Origin of the sequence: Algoriphagus sp. CAU 1675, from assembly GCF_029222925.1 — a bacterium.
Taxonomy (GTDB): Bacteria; Bacteroidota; Bacteroidia; order Cytophagales; family Cyclobacteriaceae; genus Algoriphagus.
Map to the genome: position 1 here is coordinate 146,594 of NZ_JARHUI010000001.1, position 20,643 is coordinate 167,236.

General features: G+C 42.6%; 22 protein-coding genes. 13 read left to right on the top strand and 9 right to left on the bottom strand.

Annotated features, from left to right (window positions below; translation table 11 throughout):
* The first annotated feature begins 4 nt into the window (after positions 1-4).
* The 13 genes from P2G54_RS00655 to P2G54_RS00715 all read left to right on the top strand — a co-directional run bounded on the left by P2G54_RS00655 (position 5) and on the right by P2G54_RS00715 (position 11,413).
* Positions 5-721 carry a VIT family protein gene (locus P2G54_RS00655; protein WP_275867175.1) on the top strand — a complete coding sequence of 239 codons (717 nt, stop codon included), beginning with the start codon at positions 5-7 and terminating at the stop codon, positions 719-721.
* Between the two features lie 47 nt (positions 722-768).
* Positions 769-963, top strand: a complete 195-nt coding sequence (locus P2G54_RS00660) for a cyclase family protein (protein WP_275867177.1) — start codon at positions 769-771, stop codon at positions 961-963.
* A gap of 4 nt (positions 964-967) precedes the next feature.
* Positions 968-1,354: a cyclase family protein gene (locus P2G54_RS00665; protein WP_275867178.1), complete on the top strand. Its 387-nt coding sequence runs from the start codon at positions 968-970 to the stop codon at positions 1,352-1,354.
* A gap of 156 nt (positions 1,355-1,510) precedes the next feature.
* Positions 1,511-1,993, top strand: a complete 483-nt coding sequence (locus tag P2G54_RS00670; protein ID WP_275867180.1) for a GNAT family N-acetyltransferase — start codon at positions 1,511-1,513, stop codon at positions 1,991-1,993.
* Between the two features lie 52 nt (positions 1,994-2,045).
* Positions 2,046-2,666 carry a YdeI/OmpD-associated family protein gene (locus P2G54_RS00675; protein WP_275867182.1) on the top strand — a complete coding sequence of 207 codons (621 nt, stop codon included), beginning with the start codon at positions 2,046-2,048 and terminating at the stop codon, positions 2,664-2,666.
* 143 nt (positions 2,667-2,809) lie between these two features.
* A complete protein-coding gene (locus P2G54_RS00680; RefSeq protein WP_275867184.1) occupies positions 2,810-3,793 on the top strand; it encodes a c-type cytochrome in 984 nt (327 codons plus the stop codon).
* Between the two features lie 40 nt (positions 3,794-3,833).
* Entirely contained in the window at positions 3,834-4,349 is a 516-nt protein-coding gene (locus tag P2G54_RS00685; protein ID WP_275867186.1) for an O-acetyl-ADP-ribose deacetylase, read from the top strand.
* Between the two features lie 190 nt (positions 4,350-4,539).
* Positions 4,540-5,499 carry a nitrilase family protein gene (locus P2G54_RS00690; protein WP_275867188.1) on the top strand — a complete coding sequence of 320 codons (960 nt, stop codon included), beginning with the start codon at positions 4,540-4,542 and terminating at the stop codon, positions 5,497-5,499.
* A gap of 35 nt (positions 5,500-5,534) precedes the next feature.
* Complete coding sequence (locus tag P2G54_RS00695; protein ID WP_275867190.1) at positions 5,535-6,731, top strand: MFS transporter; 1,197 nt, start codon at positions 5,535-5,537, stop codon at positions 6,729-6,731.
* A 157-nt stretch (positions 6,732-6,888) separates the two neighbouring features.
* Positions 6,889-8,859 carry an ATP-dependent zinc metalloprotease FtsH gene (gene ftsH, locus P2G54_RS00700; RefSeq protein ID WP_275867193.1) on the top strand — a complete coding sequence of 657 codons (1,971 nt, stop codon included), beginning with the start codon at positions 6,889-6,891 and terminating at the stop codon, positions 8,857-8,859.
* Positions 8,860-8,926: 67 nt separating this feature from the next.
* Positions 8,927-9,295, top strand: coding sequence for a DMT family protein (locus P2G54_RS00705; RefSeq protein WP_275867195.1), 369 nt, complete (start codon positions 8,927-8,929; stop codon positions 9,293-9,295).
* Between the two features lie 63 nt (positions 9,296-9,358).
* Positions 9,359-10,834 carry an aminotransferase class V-fold PLP-dependent enzyme gene (locus tag P2G54_RS00710; protein ID WP_275867197.1) on the top strand — a complete coding sequence of 492 codons (1,476 nt, stop codon included), beginning with the start codon at positions 9,359-9,361 and terminating at the stop codon, positions 10,832-10,834.
* A 132-nt stretch (positions 10,835-10,966) separates the two neighbouring features.
* Complete coding sequence (locus P2G54_RS00715; RefSeq protein ID WP_275867199.1) at positions 10,967-11,413, top strand: outer membrane insertion C- signal; 447 nt, start codon at positions 10,967-10,969, stop codon at positions 11,411-11,413.
* A 59-nt stretch (positions 11,414-11,472) separates the two neighbouring features.
* Here the strand turns inward: P2G54_RS00715 and P2G54_RS00720 are convergent, their stop codons facing one another.
* The 9 genes from P2G54_RS00720 to P2G54_RS00760 form a co-directional block, all read right to left on the bottom strand.
* Positions 11,473-13,875, bottom strand: a complete 2,403-nt coding sequence (locus P2G54_RS00720) for a TonB-dependent receptor (RefSeq protein WP_275867200.1) — start codon at positions 13,873-13,875, stop codon at positions 11,473-11,475.
* 71 nt (positions 13,876-13,946) lie between these two features.
* The gene (locus P2G54_RS00725; RefSeq protein ID WP_275867202.1) at positions 13,947-14,639 is read right to left on the bottom strand and encodes a fatty acid desaturase; all 693 of its coding nucleotides are present in this window, start codon (positions 14,637-14,639) and stop codon (positions 13,947-13,949) included.
* 20 nt (positions 14,640-14,659) lie between these two features.
* Positions 14,660-15,505 (bottom strand): 4-hydroxy-3-methylbut-2-enyl diphosphate reductase, encoded by an 846-nt coding sequence (locus tag P2G54_RS00730; RefSeq protein WP_275867204.1) that lies wholly within the window; start codon positions 15,503-15,505, stop codon positions 14,660-14,662.
* A gap of 6 nt (positions 15,506-15,511) precedes the next feature.
* Positions 15,512-16,219 (bottom strand): lycopene cyclase domain-containing protein, encoded by a 708-nt coding sequence (locus P2G54_RS00735; RefSeq protein ID WP_275867206.1) that lies wholly within the window; start codon positions 16,217-16,219, stop codon positions 15,512-15,514.
* Positions 16,219-17,061 carry a phytoene/squalene synthase family protein gene (locus P2G54_RS00740; protein WP_275867208.1) on the bottom strand — a complete coding sequence of 281 codons (843 nt, stop codon included), beginning with the start codon at positions 17,059-17,061 and terminating at the stop codon, positions 16,219-16,221. Before P2G54_RS00740 ends, P2G54_RS00735 begins: the two co-directional genes overlap by 1 nt.
* A 21-nt stretch (positions 17,062-17,082) precedes the next feature.
* On the bottom strand, positions 17,083-18,561 hold the full coding sequence (gene crtI / locus P2G54_RS00745) for a phytoene desaturase family protein (RefSeq protein WP_275867210.1): 1,479 nt from the start codon (positions 18,559-18,561) through the stop codon (positions 17,083-17,085).
* A gap of 3 nt (positions 18,562-18,564) precedes the next feature.
* Entirely contained in the window at positions 18,565-19,077 is a 513-nt protein-coding gene (locus P2G54_RS00750) for an RNA polymerase sigma factor (protein ID WP_275867212.1), read from the bottom strand.
* A 191-nt stretch (positions 19,078-19,268) separates the two neighbouring features.
* Complete coding sequence (locus P2G54_RS00755) at positions 19,269-20,165, bottom strand: MerR family transcriptional regulator (RefSeq protein ID WP_275867214.1); 897 nt, start codon at positions 20,163-20,165, stop codon at positions 19,269-19,271.
* Entirely contained in the window at positions 20,166-20,609 is a 444-nt protein-coding gene (locus tag P2G54_RS00760; RefSeq protein ID WP_275867216.1) for a sterol desaturase family protein, read from the bottom strand. It lies immediately after the preceding gene.
* Positions 20,610-20,643 lie beyond the last annotated feature (34 nt).

Genomic DNA, 20,643 nt, shown 5'->3' on the forward strand with positions numbered 1-20,643 from the left:
AAAAATGAAAAAGGACAAAAGCCATTTGGAGGATTATTTAAGTCCTCATTTTATAACACGAAGCAATTGGCTGAGAGCATCTGTGCTTGGCGCCAATGATGGAATCTTATCCACAGCCAGTATCGCAATCGGTGTTGCAGCAGCAAGCGATGCACGGGACCCCATATTGTTGGCTACACTAGCAGGTTTGGTTGCTGGGGCTTTGTCCATGGCTGCAGGGGAATATGTATCCGTAAGCTCTCAAACCGATGTGGAAAGTGCGGATATCGAAAGAGAAAAACAGGAGTTAATCGATATGCCAGAATTAGAGCTACAGCGGTTAACTGAAATTTATGAACAAAGAGGACTGAAAAAGGAAACAGCCTTACTGGTAGCAAAAGAGTTGACGGAGAAAGATGCTTTAGCGGCACACGTGCGGGATGAGTTGGGGATCAATGAAATCAGTCAGGCCAAACCGATTGAGGCAGCTTTGGCTTCGGGAGCCTCCTTCACCGCCGGGGGGATTCTTCCATTTTTGGTTACGCTCTTGCTTCCTTTAAAAGGGATGGAATATTCCCTTTATGGATCCGCTATATTCTTCTTGATTGTGCTGGGAGCTATTGCTGCCAAAACCGGTGGATCTAGCATATCAAAGGCAATAATTAGGATTACATTTTGGGGTACAGCGGCTATGGGGCTGACAGCCTTGGTTGGATACTTTTTTGGAGTCAGTGTCGGTTAAAATTTTAAATCCTTAAAAACCGATGTCTGTTTGATTGATCCGAATTGGTGAAAAACAACTCTACAAATCTCCAAACCAAAACTCCCAGTGTTTACCACTTGGAAATGGGGGAGCATACCGGCACCCACGTAGATGCGCTCAACCATTTGGGAAGACAATTTGCCGGGCAATTAGACAGCATGCCGCTGTCCATGTTTTATACAGAAGGGATTTTGTCTGGATTTTTCACACAAAAAACTTAAAGATTTGATAGAGCCCGAGGAAATGGAACAGGTTTGCCAGCAGGCCAAAGTCGAAATTCACCAAGGGGACACTGTTTTGATTCGGACTGATCATTTTAGCAGGCATTTTGGAACAGAAAACTGGGGAAATGGACCGGGAATTTCCACTGCAGCGGCACGCTGGTTGAGAGCAAAGAAAATAGCTGCATTTGGAGTGGAGACCATGTCTCCGGGGATTCCAAAAATCTCAAACAAAGAAGTCCATTTGATCTGTGGGGAAATGGGCTTTACCCATTACGAAAACTTGATCAATTTGGACCCTCTCACTGGAATAGGACGTTTCCGTTTTATTGCTTTGCCCTTAAAAATCCGAGGGGGAACCGGCTCTCCGGTCCGGGCGATTCTTAATTAAAATCATACGGGGAAAGAAACTTTCTAGAAATTCCAATCATTCAGAGTAGATATTTCTATTTGGAAAATCGATTTTTAACTTAGGATTTAAGCTCAAGACCAAATAACAAATAAATACGCGCCTTCGGTAATTACCCTTCTAATAAATGGGCCCCATATGAACATTAGAAAAGCCTCTCCTTCAGACTACGACTCCATTTGGGAGATTTTTTCTGAGGTGATCCAAAAAGGGGACACGTATGTTTTCGACCCCAACACTCCCAAATCCGAACTGCAAAAACATTGGTTTGCCGATTATATGGACACTTTTGTGGCGGAGGAGAATGGACAAATTCTAGGAACCTATATTCTGAAGCCTAACCAACTTGGACTGGGAAATCATATAGCCAATTGCAGTTATATGGTAAGGTCAAAAGCCCAGGGAAAAGGAATTGGAACTGCCCTTTGTGAGCATTCCATCCAGTTTGCCAAAGAAAGTGGATACTTTGGGATCCAGTTCAATATAGTAGTCAGTACCAATACCAGAGCAGTAGACTTATGGACAAAATTCGGGTTTCAAATCATTGGTACTACACCCAAAGGATTCAGGCATTCCAAATTTGGGCTGGTAGACACGTATATCATGTTCAAAGAATTATAATCCCCATTGCTAGTAATTTAAGGGCCCGAGTTTCCACATTATCTTTCAGTCCATGAACCCAAAAGTCGATCTGTATTTCATTGAAGGCTGTGGCCGGTGCAAACTAGGGGGTACACCCCAGTGTAAAGTTCACACTTGGGAGGATGAATTACAGGAGCTGAGAAGTATTATTCTTGAAACTGGACTCAATGAGGAACTGAAGTGGAGTGTTCCCTGCTACACTTTTCAGGGAAAAAACTTACTTCTACTGGCGGCCTTTAAAGAGTACTGTGCCCTGAGTTTTTTTAAGGGCTCTTTGCTTAAAGACGAAAAGAAACTCCTCCACCAGCCAGGAGAAAATTCCCAAGCTACTCGGCAGTTCAGATTTACCCAACTCGGTGAGATCCAAGAGATGGAATCAATCCTAAAGGCTTATATCCAAGAAGCCAAAGAGCTAGAAAAAGCAGGATTGAAAGTGGATTTTAAGGAGAAAAAGGCACTTGTTTTTCCAGATGAACTTCTTCAGAAGTTCGAAGAAAACCCGGTGTTGAAAAGAGCTTTTGAGGCTTTGACTCCAGGGAGACAAAGGGCCTATACCCTTTATTTTTCTGCTGCTAAACAATCCAAAACAAGAGCATCAAGAATAGAAAAGTGTATTCCCCAGATTTTTGAAGGAAAAGGGCTTAACGAATAAGACCCAGTTTTTGGGATAACTAGACTAGGTAGCTGCATTCTAAATTTTCTAATTTTAACATTAGTATTTAGCTAAAAATCAGTACATTAAAGTTTCCCAACTATTGTTTAGACTGATCTTTTCACTCCCAAAACTATATACGCATGATCAGGAAAATTTTAACAGGGCTTGTACTGTTCGTACTTGTCCTTGGCTTGGGATTGATTATTCTAGCTCAAACCCGTTATGACCGTACTTTCGAGGCTCCCTATCCGGATATTAGGGCCAGCACCGATTCCGCCTTAATTGCCCGTGGCAAATACCTGGTTTATGGCCCTTCTCACTGTGCACATTGCCATTCCCCCATGGAGAACATCGCATTAGTTGATCAAGGTGAAATCACTCCTCTTAGTGGCGGATTCAATTTTGAACTCCCCATTGGTACCGTCTATTCCCCAAATATCACCCCAGATCCAGAAACAGGTATCGGAAACTATACCGATGGGGAACTGGCCCGAGTTCTTCGGTATGGGGTCAAAAAAAATGGCCAGGCTTTGATGGATTTCATGCCCTTCTATGATATGAGCGAATACGATATTACCGCTATCATTTCATTTCTGAGAAGCCAAAGCCCTATCAAAAACGAAAGGCCAAACCATGAGTTTAATCTGCTTGGAAAATTGGTTTTTGCCCTGGCCATCCAGCCTCAGGGTGACGGGGATGTCCCACCTACTCCTGCTGCTGAACCGACAGTTGAATACGGAAAATACTTGGTCAATACTGTGGCAAACTGTAAAGGCTGTCATACACAACGGAATATGGCTACTGGAGCCTACACTGCTCCGGACCTGTCTGGGGGTGCTCCCTTTGAATACATCACCGACGAAGGAAAAATTGACTTCAACCAGTATTTCCTTACCCCAAACCTGACTCCTGATCCTGAAACCGGAAGGCTTGAAGGGTGGACCGAGGAAACCTTTATCAACCGCTTCCGACAAGGAAAGTTAATTACTGGAAGCCCCATGCCTTGGGGTCCTTTCACTCGAATGAGTGACTTGGAGCTTTCTGCGATTTTTAAATACCTCCAATCTTTGCCACCCATTAAGAATCCTGTTCCTCTAGGAGTACAGCAAGTGAACGCAGAATAAGCTATTTGAAAAGAGGAGAGAAAAATCAAAATACCGATAAATGAAAATCGAATTGCTGAAAGGAGATATTACCCAGCTAGAAGTAGATGCCATAGTCAATGCTGCCAATTCCTCCTTATTGGGAGGAGGGGGTGTTGACGGTGCCATCCACCGGGCCGGGGGACCAGAAATACTCAAGGAATGCCAGGCTATCAGAGACCGACAGGGAGGATGTGAAGCAGGAGAAGCTGTCATCACGGGCGGAGGTAAGCTGAAGGCCCGATATGTCATCCACACCGTGGGTCCCGTTTGGCAAGGAGGTCATGCACAGGAGGCCGAAAAACTGAGACTTTGCTATCTAAATTCCCTCAAAATCGCCAGTGAACATCAGGTAAAAACCATTGCCTTCCCCAATATCAGCACCGGGATTTTTGGCTATCCTTTGGCTGAGGCTGCAGACATAGCCATTCAGACTGTTCGAGATGCCAAGTTCCCTGAGATCGAAAAAGTGCTTTTCGTCTGCTACAATGATGAAAATTACAGGCTTTATCAGGAGCGCTTGGACAAACCAAACTGAATTTCTTCAATGCCGATAAAGCCGGAAATTTGGAATTGAATACTTTTTCTTCTCTTTTCTGGCTTGTAGTCTTCACATCATCTCAATACCTTAGAACGACTTCGGGTTTTCTGGCTTTTGGAACAAACTAGCATTCCTTTTTCCAAACAGTTTTGGATTTCCTCGCATAAATGAATATCACCCTTACACAATGGAAAAAATCAAGGTATCAACCGCACAGTTTGAGAACAAAAGCGGAGACAAGGCATATAATCTTTCTGTCATTGAAAAACTGTCCAGAGATGCAGCATTAGAAGGTTCTCAAGTCATTGCCTTTCATGAATGTTCCATCACCGGCTATACATTTGCCAGGCATCTTTCTAGAGAACAGTTGTTGGATTTGGCGGAATTTATTCCCGAGGGGGAAAGCATACAAAGGCTTCAGGAAATTGCGGAAAAGTATAATATAACCGTGATGGCAGGCCTGTTTGAAAAAGATAAAGAAGACAAACTCTACAAAGCCTATGTCTGCGTGGACAAAGGAGGTTTGGTGGCGAAATACAGAAAGCTGCATCCCTTTATCAATCCCCATCTTACTCCGGGAAAGGAGTATTGCATCTTTGACCTCCATGGCTGGAAATGCGGTATACTGATTTGCTATGACAACAACATCATTGAGAATGTCAGGGCAACCCGCTTGCTGGGTGCACAAATCATTTTTATGCCTCATGTAACTATGTGTACTCCATCGACGAGACCGGGGGCAGGCTTTGTGGATTCCAAACTCTGGGAAAACCGTGAAATGGATCCAACTTCTCTTCGTTTGGAATTTGACGGAATGAAAGGAAGAGATTGGTTGATGAAATGGCTTCCTTCGAGAGCCTATGACAATGCTGTTTATGTAGTTTTTTCAAACCCAATTGGCATGGACGATGATCAACTGAAAAACGGCTGTTCCATGATCCTAGATCCATACGGAGACATCTTGGCTGAATGCCGAACCTTGGGTGATGACTACGTCAGCAGCACTCTTTTTCCGGAAAAGCTCAAACTTGCAGGAGGATATCGGTACATTCAAGCAAGAAGACCGGATTTATATAGGAACATTTTGGGTCAGGAACACCAATCGGAGCAAAAGGTGGTCTGGCTTTCTCCTGATACTAATCAATAGGTTACGGCTCTTTTGAAAAATACAACCTGAAGGCAATGAAAAAAGCCCAATTATTCGGCCTGGACAAAAATGTCTTTTTTACAGGACTGATAAGCTTTTTCACGGACACTTCCACCAAAATGGTATACAGTGTGATGCCGCTTTTTCTCCTTTCACTCGGAGCGTCCAAAACCTCGATTTCCCTGATCGAGGGAGTAGCTGAAAGTACCGCATCACTTCTAAAAGCATTTTCTGGTTACTGGAGCGACAAGATTGGCAAAAACAAGCCTTTCATGGTCATAGGCTATGGACTCACGGCCCTGATCACCCCGATCTATTCCCGGGCGACGGCCCCAATTCAGATCTTATTACTGAGGTTTTTTGAACGTATCGGCAAAGGCCTGAGAACGGCCCCAAGAGACAGTCTCATCAGTGCTTCTGTAAAAAATCATGAGGCTGGAAAAAACTTCGGATTCCACAAAGCCATGGACAACAGCGGAGCGATTTTAGGTCCTTTAATTGCATTTGTACTCCTTTATTTCTTTCCCTTGGATTATTCGGAAATTTTTTTGGTAGCGACAATTCCGGCACTTTTGGGATTGTTGTCCATTGTTCTTTTCATCAGGGAAGCCCGCAAACCCTCCCACACAAAGCCTGAAAAATTTCGTTTCAGGCAATTGCCGAGGCGTTATTATTTTTTTCTCCTGATCATATTTGTCTTTACCCTGGGAAATTCGGCAGATGCATTGCTTCTGGTCAAAACTACCGAAACAGGAATTGATCAGGCATACATCCCATTTGTATATATGATTTTCAATTTAGTCTCCGTCTTTCTGGCAATTCCGATTGGGAAGATTTCAGATAAAATCGGTCGGGAAAAACTGATCATCGCCGGATTTCTGGTTTATGCCATCACCTATTTCTCCTTCGGTAGATTCAATAGTCTTGGTGTTTTTATCCCGCTTTTTATCCTATATGGTCTCTACAGTGCCCTTACGGAAAGCAGTCAAAAGGCCTTTGTTTCCGATATAGTAAGCCCCGAAGTAAAAGGTACCGGTTACGGAATCTATCATTCAGTACTGGGCATAACGCTATTACCTGCCAACCTGATTGCTGGCTTGCTCTATGATAAGGTAGATTCCAGTGCTCCATTTTACTTTGGCTCTTCCATGGCAATCTTAGCATCTTTACTGATGGTAGTATTTACTTTAAAAGTGGGAAAGAAGCCCCATTCATCCCTTGAACTTTGTTGACGAAATCCTCCTATTTTAATTGGAAAAACCTACTTTTTTAAAAGATAAAATGGTTAACTTCCCAAAGGAGGCGAAGCTGAATCCATTCTGCTAAATGGAATCAAATTTTCATTTTTAGGAAGATTCGGCAGGTAGTTCACATCAATTTTCTACTTACATGAGCAATTCCAACAACCAAGGCCAAGAAGAGAGCAGTCCATATAATCCAATAGGGGAAGGGGGCGATGGCCGGGCTCCAAAAAAAATCCCTACAGGTGGAAAAACCTGGTTGGCCTTCCTGGCAATTTTGGTCCTGAATTACCTTTTGGTGAAATTCTTTTTGCCTGAAACCAGCCCTGCGGTAACTATTCCCTACACCCTGTTTAAACAGGAAGTAGCTGAAGGAAATGTAAAGGCGGTTTATACCAAGGGAGAACTGATTTCTGGAAAATTTTCAGAGGAAGTCAATTATACTGCTCCCCCACAAAATGAGGATGAAAGTGGTAAAACCACTCAAGTTGGCCATTTTAAGACTTTTGTGCCTGCTTTTGCCGATGAAGGACTGGAAGCCCTTTTGATAGAGCACCAAGTAGAAATCCTTGCGGATCCCATTGTTGAGGAGAGCAGTCCCTTTTGGGGCTTTTTGGCTTCCTTCGGGCCGGCCTTGCTGATTATAATATTTTACGTTTGGTTGTTTCGCCGGGCTCAATCCCAAGGAGGTCTGGGAGGAATGATGGGGATGGGACAAAGCAAAGCCAAACGCTTTGACGAAAATACCACCGAAAGAGTCACCTTCGATGATGTAGCAGGAATTGACGATGCCGAAAATGAGCTGGTAGAAATTGTGGATTTTTTGAAAAATCCCGAGAAATATACCCGACTTGGAGGAACCGCCCCAAAAGGGGTGCTTCTTGTGGGAGCTCCGGGAACAGGAAAAACCCTCCTTGCCAGAGCCGTAGCGGGAGAATCAGGAGTCCCTTTCTTTTCAATGAGCGCTTCTGAGTTTGTGGAAATGATCGTGGGCGTTGGTGCCGCTAGGGTTCGGGATCTTTTCAAGCAAGCCAGGGAAAACGCACCCGCCATTATATTCATTGATGAGTTGGACTCCATTGGGAGAGCAAGGGGTCAATACATCATGAGCGGCTCCAGTGAGCAGGAACAAACCCTCAACCAAATCCTAACCGAAATGGATGGTTTTTCCAGCAAAGAAGGAATCATCGTTTTGGCTGCCACCAACCAGCCGGATATCTTGGATAAAGCCTTGTTACGGGCGGGACGATTTGACCGACTGGTCATCGTCAACCCTCCAGACAAAAAGGGGAGGATTGACATACTCAAGGTCCATACGCGAAAAGTGCCTTTGGAAAAAGGTTTTGACTTCGAGGAAATTGCAGCTGTCACACCTGGGTTCACTGGTGCAGACCTCAAAAACCTGGTCAATGAAGCCGCCATGCAGGCCGCCCATAAAAATGCGGATTTTGTTTGCTTGGATGACTTTATGAATGCACTGGAAAAAATTGTGCTGGGCCCCGAAAGACCTATCATTTTGAGTCCCGAAGAGCGAGAACGGATCGCATACCATGAAAGCGGACATGCGATTCTGGGACTATTGGTTCCTGGAGCAGATCCGGTAAATCGCGTAACCATTGTACCCCGAGGACAGGCATTGGGCGTTACTTACCAACGCCCTGAAAGCGACCGTTACAATTACGAAGAAGAATATCTCCGGGCAAGGATCATAGGGATTCTCGGAGGGCGCTCGGCAGAGGAAGTGGTTTTTGGAACCAAAACGACCGGTGCCGAAGGCGATATTCAGCAAGCCTCGGAAATTGCCAGAGGAATGGTCACCCGCTGGGGTATGAGTGAGGAATTGGGGCTTATTCAGCTTTCTCCTCCCATCAACGAATACTTGGGAGTCAGTTACGGGGACATCTATTACAGTGAGGAAACTGCTAAAAAAATTGATGCTGAAATAGTAAAAATCATCAGTGAGTGCCATAAAGAAGCGGTTCGCTTACTGACCAAGAACAGGAAGCGTCTAGATGCCTTGGCCAGTGCCTTATTGGAAAAAGAAACCCTGGATGAAGAAGATATCCTGAAAGTCACCGGACTTCCACCTGCTCCTCCACTTCTTATCAAAAAGCTTTGAAAAGAGGGTTTAAACCAAGTTTTTCTTGCTGAAAATTTTGGACCTTTGCCGGATTTAATCCGGTTTTATGAAAGGACTACTCACCATTCTATTGTTGGTACTTTCCAACTCTTTTATGACCCTTGCCTGGTATGGGCATTTAAAATTTGCCGAATGGAAATGGTTTAGCAAACTGGGACTGTTCTCGGTCATCCTGATCAGCTGGAGCATCGCCCTTTTTGAATACATGTTTCAAGTCCCCGCAAACAAAATAGGATTTTCAGGAAATGGAGGTCCTTTTTCCCTGGTTCAGTTGAAAGTATTACAAGAGGTGATTACCCTGCTTATTTTCATGATTTTCACATTGATTGCTTTCAAATCAGAGACATTGAAACTCAACCACCTCATCGGAGCAATTTTCCTGATCTTGTCTGTTTATTTTATCTTTAAAAAGTAATTCAGGCAACTCCCCCCGGAGAATTCCAATCATTTCGGAAAAAAGAAAGCCTGATCAACCAACATGACTGAAGAAACCAAAAAGGATTTGACCCTTGATCCGCAAGACTGGGAAGCCATGCGAAGCCTGGGGCATCAGATGATCGATGATCTATTTGACTATTGGAAAGGAATCCGGGAGCAAAAAATCTGGAGACCTATTCCGGATGAGGTAAAGGAATATTTAGACCAACCCCTTCCTGAAAAAGGAGAGGCTCCAGAAAAAATCTACGAGGAGTTCAAACACTATATTTTCCCTTATAACAAAGGAAATATTCATCCCCGATTTTTTGCTTGGATACAGGGTACAGGAACACCCCTGGGAGTTTTGGCGGACTTACTGGCTTCAGGCATGAATCCCAACTGTACCATTGGAGAGCATTCTGCGATGTATGTGGACCATCAAGTAGTCAACTGGTGCAAGCAACTGATGAATTTCCCTACTGAGGCATCAGGAATCTTGGTCAGCGGTGGTTCCATGGCCAATATCACGGCTCTTACTGTAGCAAGAAATTCCTTTGGAGATGAAAAAATAAGAAGTAGGGGACTAAAAGCTGCCTCTGCGCAGTTGGTTTTATATTGCTCTGTGGAGACCCACTCCTGCATCCAAAAGGCGGCTGAAATCATCGGGCTGGGAACAGAATCCGTAAGAAAAATCGGAGTAAATGAGCGTTTTGAAATGCGGGTAGATGAATTGGAATCCCAAATCCAGGAAGATTTGAAAAATGGCTTATTACCCTTTGCTGTGGTTGGAACTTCCGGTACGGTCAATACTGGAGCCATTGATCCTATGGATGAATTGTTGGCCATTTCGAAAAAATACGGGCTTTGGTTCCATGTGGACGGGGCATATGGTGCATTGGCCAAACTGAACCCCAATTATTCCGGGAGATTAAAAGCCCTAGAAGATGCAGACAGTATCGCCTTCGATTTACACAAATGGCTTTATGTGCCTTATGAAGTCGGATGTACCTTGATCAGAGATTCCAAAAAACACCGGGAGGCTTTTGCCATTACTCCCAACTATTTACTTCAGGAATCAAGAGGTCTTTCGGGAGGCCTCGATTCCCTGAATAATTATGGTTTTGAATTGTCCAGAGGGTTCAAAGCTTTAAAAATCTGGATGTCTCTCAAGGAACATGGTCGGGAAAAGTATGCCCAAATGATCACCCAAAACAGTAATCAGGCTGAATATTTGGGAAAATTGGTTGAAAAAAACCCTAAATTGGAACTGACTGCTCCAGTCTCCATGAGCATTACCTGTTTCAGAATGATCAAAGAAGGATTTTCTGAAGAGGAATTGAGAGAGCTAAACCGGGAAATTTTACTTCGAATCCAAGAAGAAGGTATTGCTTCTCCAAGCTCCACCATTCTAAATGGCAAGTTCACTCTCCGCATTGCCAATACCAACCAGAGAACCCGAATGGAGGACATGGATTTACTGGTAAAAGAAGTATTGAGAATTGGAGATGAAATAATCAATGAGTGGGTAAATTCTTGAGATCTATCCCATTATTATGAAAATCCGAAAAAACTGAAGCTCAATGGATGGAAATTTCTTTGGAAAGGACAATGTTGGCTTAGTTTTCGCACTAGTATCTATTTATAACTCCTTTTTAAAAACCAATTATTTATGAAACTCTTAAAAATTTTCTCACTGGTTCTTTTCTTAGGCCTATTTGCAGCAATGGAATCTCATGCACAGGAAGTGGGTATCCGATTTGGAAATGTAAACGGTAACGATGTTGCCCTAGATGCTGTTTTCTCTCTGGGCGAATTCAGCAGGGTTCATGGTGACCTGAGCTTTGGAAATTCCGGTATGGGAATAGATTTGCTCTGGAACCCAATTTACCGACCTATTGAAAATTCTGATTTCAATTACTACATCGGTTTTGGACCATCCTTATTTTTGGGAGATCCTTTCAGGTTGGGAGCTGCCGGTGAAATCGGTGCAGAATACGCCTTTGCTGATGTTCCTTTGGTAATCGGCCTGGATTGGAGACCCTACTTTATCTTAGTTGAAGACACGGATTTCAATGCAGGAGGATTTGGCCTGAATGTGCGCTGGAGACTGAAATAATCCGATACAAAAATGAAAAGAGGCTGATTCACTTATTTTGATCAGCCTCTTTTTTTTCCTTAAAATTCCACAATGATACCTACGGTAGGCAAAAGGGTCCCAGCTGTATTTTCCAATTCTTTCAATTGATATCGGCTGGGATCATTGGGGTCAATCGAAATGCTTCCATCAGCAGCTCGAACCGGAACTAATAACGGAGCTTGTTTGGCTTGGAAATTATAGGCATTCTGAATATCCACATACCAGTTAAGGTTCCAGTTTTTGAAATAGTATTTCTTGTCCAGCCTCAAATCCAATTGGTGAAAGGCCTGTAGGCGGACTCCATTGATTTGGTTGAAATTCAGAATTCCCTGATTCCTTAAATCCCAATTGGCAATCAAGCTAGATGCTTGAAGATCAAATGGAGTATAAGGTGTTCCTCCCAAAAATCTCCATCTGGAACCAATCTCCCAATTTTTTCCAAAACGCTTTCCTGCTGTCAAACTGACAATAATTTTATTGTCCCAAGAAGATGGGACAAAACCATCCGTATTCGGATTGGTAAATTCACTCCGGACCAAAGTAAGAGCTGCGATCCCGTAGAAATTGTTGAGCAAGCGTTGCTGAGCCAAAAACTCCAATCCATAGGCACGGCCTTCTGCGTTGGAAATCACCGGCTCATTGCCAATTACACCGAAATCAGCTCCCAAATTTGCCAGTGCGATCCCATTTCTTAAGGAGGAAGGGTAATTGCTGTATTTTTTGTAAAAAGCCTCAGCTGTAAAACGCCTGTTCTTTTCCGGAACCACCAGTTCAAGTCCTGCAATTAGCTGTGAGTTACGGATGTAGCGTACGTCATTGTCACGATTGACCAGTGCCCCTTCATTATTCCGAAAACCCAACACTGTATAAGGTGGCTTTTGGTAATAAACACCGGCATTGGCAGTGGCATAGAGATTTGGACTTAATTGATAAGAGACCGATACTCGGGGACTGATTTGTCTAAAAGGATTGGAAGCAGTAGCAGCAAAATCACCGCCATCCAGTCGGACTCCACCACTCAACAGCAGACGATCTCCTGAATAATTTTTGCTCCCAGATACAAATGCACCATAGGTACTGAAATTGGAAGTCGAAGAGATGTCTATGACTTGGCCAATCGCTGACAGGGTAGCCCGGTCAAAATTGTCAATGAAATATCTGGAATATTGGTAATTGACTCCATATTTGAGCGTATAACCTGATCCAAAAATGCTGTTTTCGGCCCTAAACTTATTTTCGGATTCTTGAGATTTGTAATTGTAGAGTAGCTTATCCTCATCATTTTCCTGATTTCCTGCATACTTATATGCGGAATTGTCCAGCATATTCCTACTCAAAACAAAGGTCCAAAAACCATTGTCCCGAAAACGCTTCAACTTTACCCCCGTGGCATAATTCCACTGTGATTGCACTGGCAGGACATCGAGGAGGTAAAGCCGGTTTTCCAGATCTTCCCCGCTTTCATCATCAGGAATTTCCTTATTCAAGACAAAGTTGTCAATGGCACCCAGGCCCAAAATCGTTAATTCGGTTTTTTCATTCAGCTTGGTCTTGCTTTTAAACTGAAAATCATTGAAAGTGGGCAAGAAGGGAAGCCCCAGCAATCGGAACAAACCTTGCAGATAAGATCTTCTTGCGGAGAATAAATAGGTGGTTTTTTCACCAATTGGTCCTTCGTTGGAAAGTGTGAGTTCGGAAGCTCCCAAGGTCAATTGTGTAAACATTTTATCCCTGCGTCCTTCCTTGAGTTGAATCTCAAAAAATGAACTCATGGCATCCATTCGATTTGCAGGGAAACCTCCGGTGATAAGGTCCACATTTTTGATCAGATTCACATTCAAAATCCCTACTGGTCCTCCGGAAGAGCCCTGGGTAGAGAAATGGTTAATCACCGGAACTTCGATTTCATCCACAAAAAATTTGTTCTCGTTTGGCGCACCTCCACGAATCAGAATATCATTCCGAAAGCTCGGAGTACTTGCTACCCCAGGCAAAGCCTGTATCACTCGAGAAATGTCCCTATTGCCTCCCGGATAGCGTTCGATTTCATTGGTATTGAGCCTTCGGATAGAAAGTGGAGTTTCTTCTGAACGGGAAAACTCACTGCTAACTACCACCTCGCTGAGTTCAGCAGTTTCCTCCTCCAGCTCGATATCCAATTGTACCGGTCGCGCCTGACTTACTTGGATCTCATAAATTGTTACTGTCTTGAAACCCACAAAACTTGCCCTCAAATTGTAGAGCCCGGAAGGAATATCGCTGATTTCAAAAAAGCCATCCTCATCCGAAATGGTGCCAAAATCTGTGTCTAATATCAGAATGGAGGCAAAAGGAACAGGGTCATTATTGACAGGATTGATCACCCTTCCACGGATTATCCCCTGTGAAAAGACCTGAGCGGAAATGAGAAAAAAGAGTAAAATAAGAAATCTACTTTTCATGGGTAGTTGGTATAGCTTGTTAAGCAACAGGTAGAAGAAATACTCGAAATTTAAAGGCGTCAGATAACTTGCTATTCTTTCATCCTCCAAAGCCTCCACCAGGGAGTACCTGGAGAATCATGATGCTCAAAGTGATATCCAAAGAAATAACAGCTCAAAAACGCCCAAAGATGGTTTTTGGTTTGCGTATGGGAATGATGCACATTGTCCACTTCTCCACGATGCGGCAAAAAGGTACCAAAGTAAAACAGTTGAAATGTGGACAAGACTGCCGGCAGCATCCAAAATACAATCAGGTTTTCAGTTGGTAAAAAGAGCTTCAGGATATTGAAGGTTATGGCCATTAAGAAAATCTGAAAAAGACTTAGGTATTGTTTGATAAAACTGAAATACCAAATCAGAAACTTCCCGGAGGGATGAAAATCCGGATCATCTTCCGTAGCCACATGTCGATGGTGTGCATGATGTTTTGGAAATAGCCTCCAGTAGAAATTAAAGGAAAACAGAAGGGCAGCGATCCATCCTGTGAGATGGTTGAGTTTTTTGTTGCTGCTAACTACTCCATGCATGGCATCGTGAGCGGTAATGAAAAGCCCGGTATATAGATGCATTTGAAGCAAAACCCCAAAATATGTCAATGGGCTTTTCCAGTTGATCTGTACCTGCAACAAAAAATAAAGACAAGCAGCCCATAGTATTATAATGGACCAAGCGATTAGCAATCCCTTGGGGTCAATTTTTGAAATTCTGTGAGAAGTGTTCATAGGCTTTTCGCCATTTTCACTCAAAAGGTAAGGATTCGGGCTTTTACTTCCTCCATCAACCACATAGGTGTGGAAGTAGCTCCACAAATTCCGACTTTTTCATTCGGACCAAACCAGCTTTCATCAATCTGATCTGAATGGGAAACAAAAAAGGTGTTTGGGTTTTTCTCCTTGCAAACATTGAACAGCACCTTTCCATTGGAGGATTTTGTTCCGCTCACAAATACAATTTTATCAAACCTCGAGGCAAACTCTCTCAATTCCTTGTCCCTGTTGGATACCTGTCTGCAAATGGTATCATTGGTATTAACGGAAATTCCATTATTACGAAGAATCTCATTGATCTCGTAAAATTTATCCGTGCTTTTGGTAGTCTGGCTGTAGAGGGTAATATTTCTGGGTAGCTTTTCCAGATCCAGCTCAGAAATATCCTGAAAAACTACTGCCTCATTGTTGGTTTGACCCAAAAGCCCTTTTACTTCAGCATGTCCATGTTTCCCGTAAATGAAGATTTTCTCGTCTTTATCGTAGGAATTCTTGATGCGGTTTTGAAGTTTCAAAACCACAGGGCAGGAAGCATCTATTAGTGTCAGGTTATTTTTGATAGCCAATTCATAGGTTGAAGGAGGCTCTCCATGGGCCCGGATCAGGACTTTCTCGTCTTTTAAACCGTAAAGATCTCCATGATTGATGATTTTTAGCCCCTTTTTAACCAGACGGTTAATTTCCTCATCGTTATGGACGATATCTCCGAGACAATAAAGGCTGCCTTCTGCTTCCAAAATCTCCTCTGCCATTTCAATGGCATAGACCACACCGAAGCAAAAGCCGGAATGAATGTCAATTTCTACCTGGAGATTTTTCATAGCCTATTAACTTCTAGATACCTGAATTGTTTTTGGACTTCTGATTCTTTCGAAAATACTCACGTTTATCAACAACAAAGTCATGGAATAAATACTGTCCTCAATAGGAACTGTCCAGATTCTCAAACCCAGATTTTCTGCATTGTTGTAGATCACCACCGGCTCTTCGGTCACCCCGCCTGTTAGGATTCCATTACAAATAAAGAACGGAATCAAATGCACCAGATATGCGAAAAGAAATCTTCCCAGATACCGGTCATTGAATACCAAAAAATGGACAAGCAATACAACTGCTCCAATTAGAAAATTGACAGAAGTGTACATTTTGTCCAAATGCATGAAAGCCAATCCTATAAGAAAAGGAACCAAGACATAAACAAAAGGCTTGGCCCATTTCTGAAAATAATCCTTGGGAAAGAAATAGATCAAAACCTCATAAATAAAGATACAGGCAAAGGGAATGACAAAAAAGAAAAGCCATTCCTCTACCGGAAGATTCAAAAGATACCAACCGGAAATATAGGTTGGGTTAAATTCCCAGACGCCTATAGCTGTAAACCAAATATCCCATAGGATAAAAAAGGCCGCCGTAATAATCATCCCAGGTAAAATCTGCCCCCATTTGGTGGCATAGCGGATTCGATGCTCGAAAGATTGAGCTAAAGGATACGATATGGCAAAAAGTAACACACCGAAATACAGGTATTTTTCCATTAGCCCAAGCCCAGTTTGGTTTCAAAGTAGGTTCCCAACAACAAGGAAATCTTTCTTGAATTGGGGATTCGGATTCTCTTCTTTGTAATGGTCTCTGCAGGAAGCCCTTTGATCTTATCAAAAAGCTTCTGGTAATAGAGATAGGCGACTTTTACGCCCAATTTTGCTCCTACCGGAAGCTGCTCGATCCCAATCAAAGCCTCATCAAAATCCCGCTGTATATCCTCCTCAATCTGTTTTTTGATGGTTTTATCAAATAGTCGGTAATCCACTCCGGGGAAATATACTCTTCCTCTTTCTTCAAAATCACTTTTGATGTCGCGAAGAAAATTCACCTTTTGGAAAGCCGATCCAAGTTTACAGGCTGGCTTCCTTAAATGCTCATATACCGCTTGATCACCCTCACAAAAAACTTTTAGACACATCAGTCCCACCACTTCGGCCGATCCATAGATATATTCATTGTATCTGGAATCATTGTAGGTCTTGAAGTCCAAGTCCATCTCCATGCTTCGCAAAAATGCTTCGATCAAATCCCGATCTATCTGGTATTGGTTGACAATCAACTGAAAGGCATGAAGCACTGGATTCAGGGAAATCCTGGCTTCAATTGCTTCATAGGTGTCTTTTTTAAAACGCTGAAGTAAAGCTCCTTTGTCTTGATCATGGAAGGTATCCACTATCTCATCCGCATACCGGACAAAACCATAGATGGAATAAATGGCCATATGAAACTTTTTATCCAAAGTCTTGATGCCCAAGGTGAAGCTTGTACTATATCGCTGGGTAATTAACCGACTACATTCAAGAGTGGTTTGATCGAAAAGTTGTTTTGCATCCATGATTTAAATACCCATTACCGTTTAAAATGTTTCGCGCATCACTTCTTTGGCCACCACTCTTCCTGAAATCAAAGAAGGAGGAACTCCAGGACCCGGAACAGTAAGCTGCCCGGTATAATATAAGTTTTTTACTTTTTTATTCCTTAGGGACGGCTTCAATATTGCCGTTTGCAGGAGTGTGTTTGCCAAGCCGTAGGCATTGCCCTTGAAGGCATGATAATCCGCCTTGAAATCAGAATGGGCATAGGAGCGCTTTAAAACCACATGGGACCGTATTTCCTGCCCACTGATTCGCTCCAACCTATCCATAATAAGCTCGTAGTATTTTTCCCGCATATCCTCTGAATCTTCCAAATCCGGAGCCAAGGGCACCAAAAGGAACATGTTTTCCATTCCCTCCGGCGCTACAGTCGAGTCGGTAACAGAAGGAACTGAGGCATAAAACAAAGGCTTTTCCGGCCATCTTGGATTCTTGTAAATCGCATCAGCATGAGGCCCCAAAGGTTCATCAAAGAATAGATTATGATGCCTTAGGTTTTTTAATCGCTTGTTGATTCCCAGATAAAAAAGTAGGCTGGATGGCGCCATTACACGCTTTTCCCAGTATTCTTCGCTGTAATTACTGTAGTTAGGGTTCAGAAGATGCCTATCCACATGATGATAATCTGCTCCTGCTACGACTACATCAGCTTCTATTTTTTCTCCTGAGACCAGTCGGACCCGTTTTGCCAGGCCATTTTCTATTTCGATTTCTTCCACCTCCGCATCATATCGGATTTGGACTCCTTTTTCCTCAGCCAAGGCGACCATCCCCGAGATGATTTCATGCATTCCCTTTTTGGGATACCAGGTCCCCAAAGCAATATCCGCGTAGTTCATCAGAGAATACAGCGCAGGAATATTATTGGCAGTTTCTCCCAGAAAAAGTACAGGAAATTCCATTAGACGGATGATCTTTTCTGACTTGAAAAACTTGCGGACATGCTTGGACATGGACTGAAAAATATCCATTCGAATCATATCCATCAGTAATTTGGGAGAAGTAAACTCAAATAAGGAACGGCTGGGTTTATGGACTAGATCATGTATCCCCACTTCATATTTGTACTTGGCTTGTGCAAGAAACCGATCCAATTGTTTTCCGGCTCCTTGCTCGATTTTATCCAGCATGGCCTTAAACTCATCCAAATCTGCAGGAATGTCCAGAATCTCATTTTCCCCATAGACCACAGAATAAGAGGGATCAAGTCTGACGAGGTCGTAGTAGTCTGACGGCTTTTTACCAAAATGACTGAAGTAATCCTCGAAGACATCAGGCATCCAATACCAACTTGGGCCCATATCAAAAACAAACCCCTGGTGTTCGAACTTTCTAGCTCTCCCCCCGGGGGTATTGTTTTTCTCTAAAAGGGTGACTAAACAACCGGAATTTGCGAGATGGGTAGCCGCTGAAAGCCCAGCAAAACCTGAACCAATCACTACCACTTTTTTGGGATCCATACTTTAGTTTTTATGCTTGTAAACCACCAAGTTTTCTTTGAGGAGCTTTCTGGCAATATGGATTCTATTTTTTACAGTTCCAATTGGGATTTGGAGCTTGTCTGCAATCTCATGATACTTAAATCCCCGGAAATGCATCATGAAGGGAACTTTATATACATCCTCCAATTTGGAAATCGCATCTTGGATATCGTCCATGGCGAAATTTCCATAAACCCCGTTTTCGATCTGAACATCACTGGAGTTTAGGTAGTGCAGATTATCAGTGGTGTCCACAAAAGTCCCTCTTCTCACCATTCGCTGATAATTGGTGATAAAGGTGTTTTTCATAATGGTATATAACCACGCTTTCAAATTGGTGCCTTCGGTAAATTTCTCCCGATTGGTAAAAGCTTTGACCATGGTATCCTGCAAGAGATCATTCGCATCATCCAAATCTCTCGTAAGCTTCAGGGCAAATGGTTTCAGTGAACTGGAAAGCTTGTTTAGCGAGTAACTGAATTCAAGAGTCGTCATGGTTTTTGTTTTTGTTTAATCAAAGCTATAAAAGATTAAACAAAATGAAAAGCGTTTGTAAAATATTTTCTGAAAAATATTTCAGTATAAAGCCAGATTATCAGATAGTAGGGGAAAAAATAGGTTTAAAACCAAAAAAAGCATCCTGATACGGATGCTCTTTTGTTTAACAAATAGATGTTTTGTTTCAACTATTTTTCTTGAGGGATTTTAGAGATTTCATCCAGCATCGTCTTGATATCCCGGATATAATTGAGCTGGATGACATTGGAAGGCATCTCCAGATCCTGACCGATCACCTGATATCCAGTCAATAAGATTCGGGAATTTTCAAATTGTCCTGCCAGCTCATTGATATAAGCTTGAACACCCTCGGGACTTGGAGAACTGGTAATTACGGTTAGTAGAAAATCAGGATGATGCAGTTTATACACTGCAAGTAGATCTTCATTTGGAGTGCTTTGTCCAAGATAAATTACCTTATGTCCCTGGTTTTTGATGAGGTAAGCTGCAAAAAGCAAGGAGATTTCATGCAATTCTCCTTCTGGGAGATATAAAAGAAACTTTTTCCCATCGGAATGCGAAATCTGCCCGTCAATGGCAACAATGAGCTTTTGACGGACTAGATTGGAAATGAAATGTTCTTGGGCCGGATTGATAGCACCTGTCTGCCAAAGCACCCCAATTTTTGACATAAAGGGGTAAATGATATTGAGCATCGTCTGCTCAAAGCCCAATTTGAGAATGTTAGAGGATAGAATTTTTTCAAAGCGCTCTTCATCCATCTCTATCATACAGATGGTCAAGGCATTGATCTGATCGTCATGAACGAGGGATCGCTCGGTCAATTTCATCACTTCCTCTTGGATTTCCCCGGGTTTCATGGATGCGATCTTGCTGATCTTAAACCCATTGTCATTGAGCAAAGCTACATTGAGGATGAGTTTGAGATCATCGTCATCATAATAGCGAATATTGGTTTCAGTCCGTTTCGGGCTTAACAAATTATGCCGCTGCTCCCAAATTCGTAGAGTATGGGCTTTAATACCAGATAAATGCTCTAAATCCTTGATAGAATAGGTACTCACTTAATCTTCCTTTTTAAAATACGCCTTGGGTACAACAAACAATCCAAACGATACAGCATCATCCTTTTGATTCGTCTTATGATGAGCTTGATGCGCTTTGAATATTCCTTTGAGAAATGTGTTTTTGGGACGGTCAAACCATTTCAACCTTCGATGAACCATGATATCATGCAAAATGAAATAAAAAAAGCCATAGAGGCTGATCCCTACTCCTAACCAAAACCTATAATCCAATTCCCCAACCCCCAATAGGATCAATACTACAGCAATGCTTCCAAAGAGGACTGAAAACAGATCATTTAATTCAAAAAAGGATTTGGATGGCTGATGATGGGTTTTATGGATCATCCAAAGGGGGCCATGCATGATATATTTATGGATAAACCACCCTGAAAATTCCATCAATGCAAAACCAAGAATACCAAAAACAATTGCCTCAACCATTTAGAATTAACCAGTTTATGTAACTTTTGTTTTA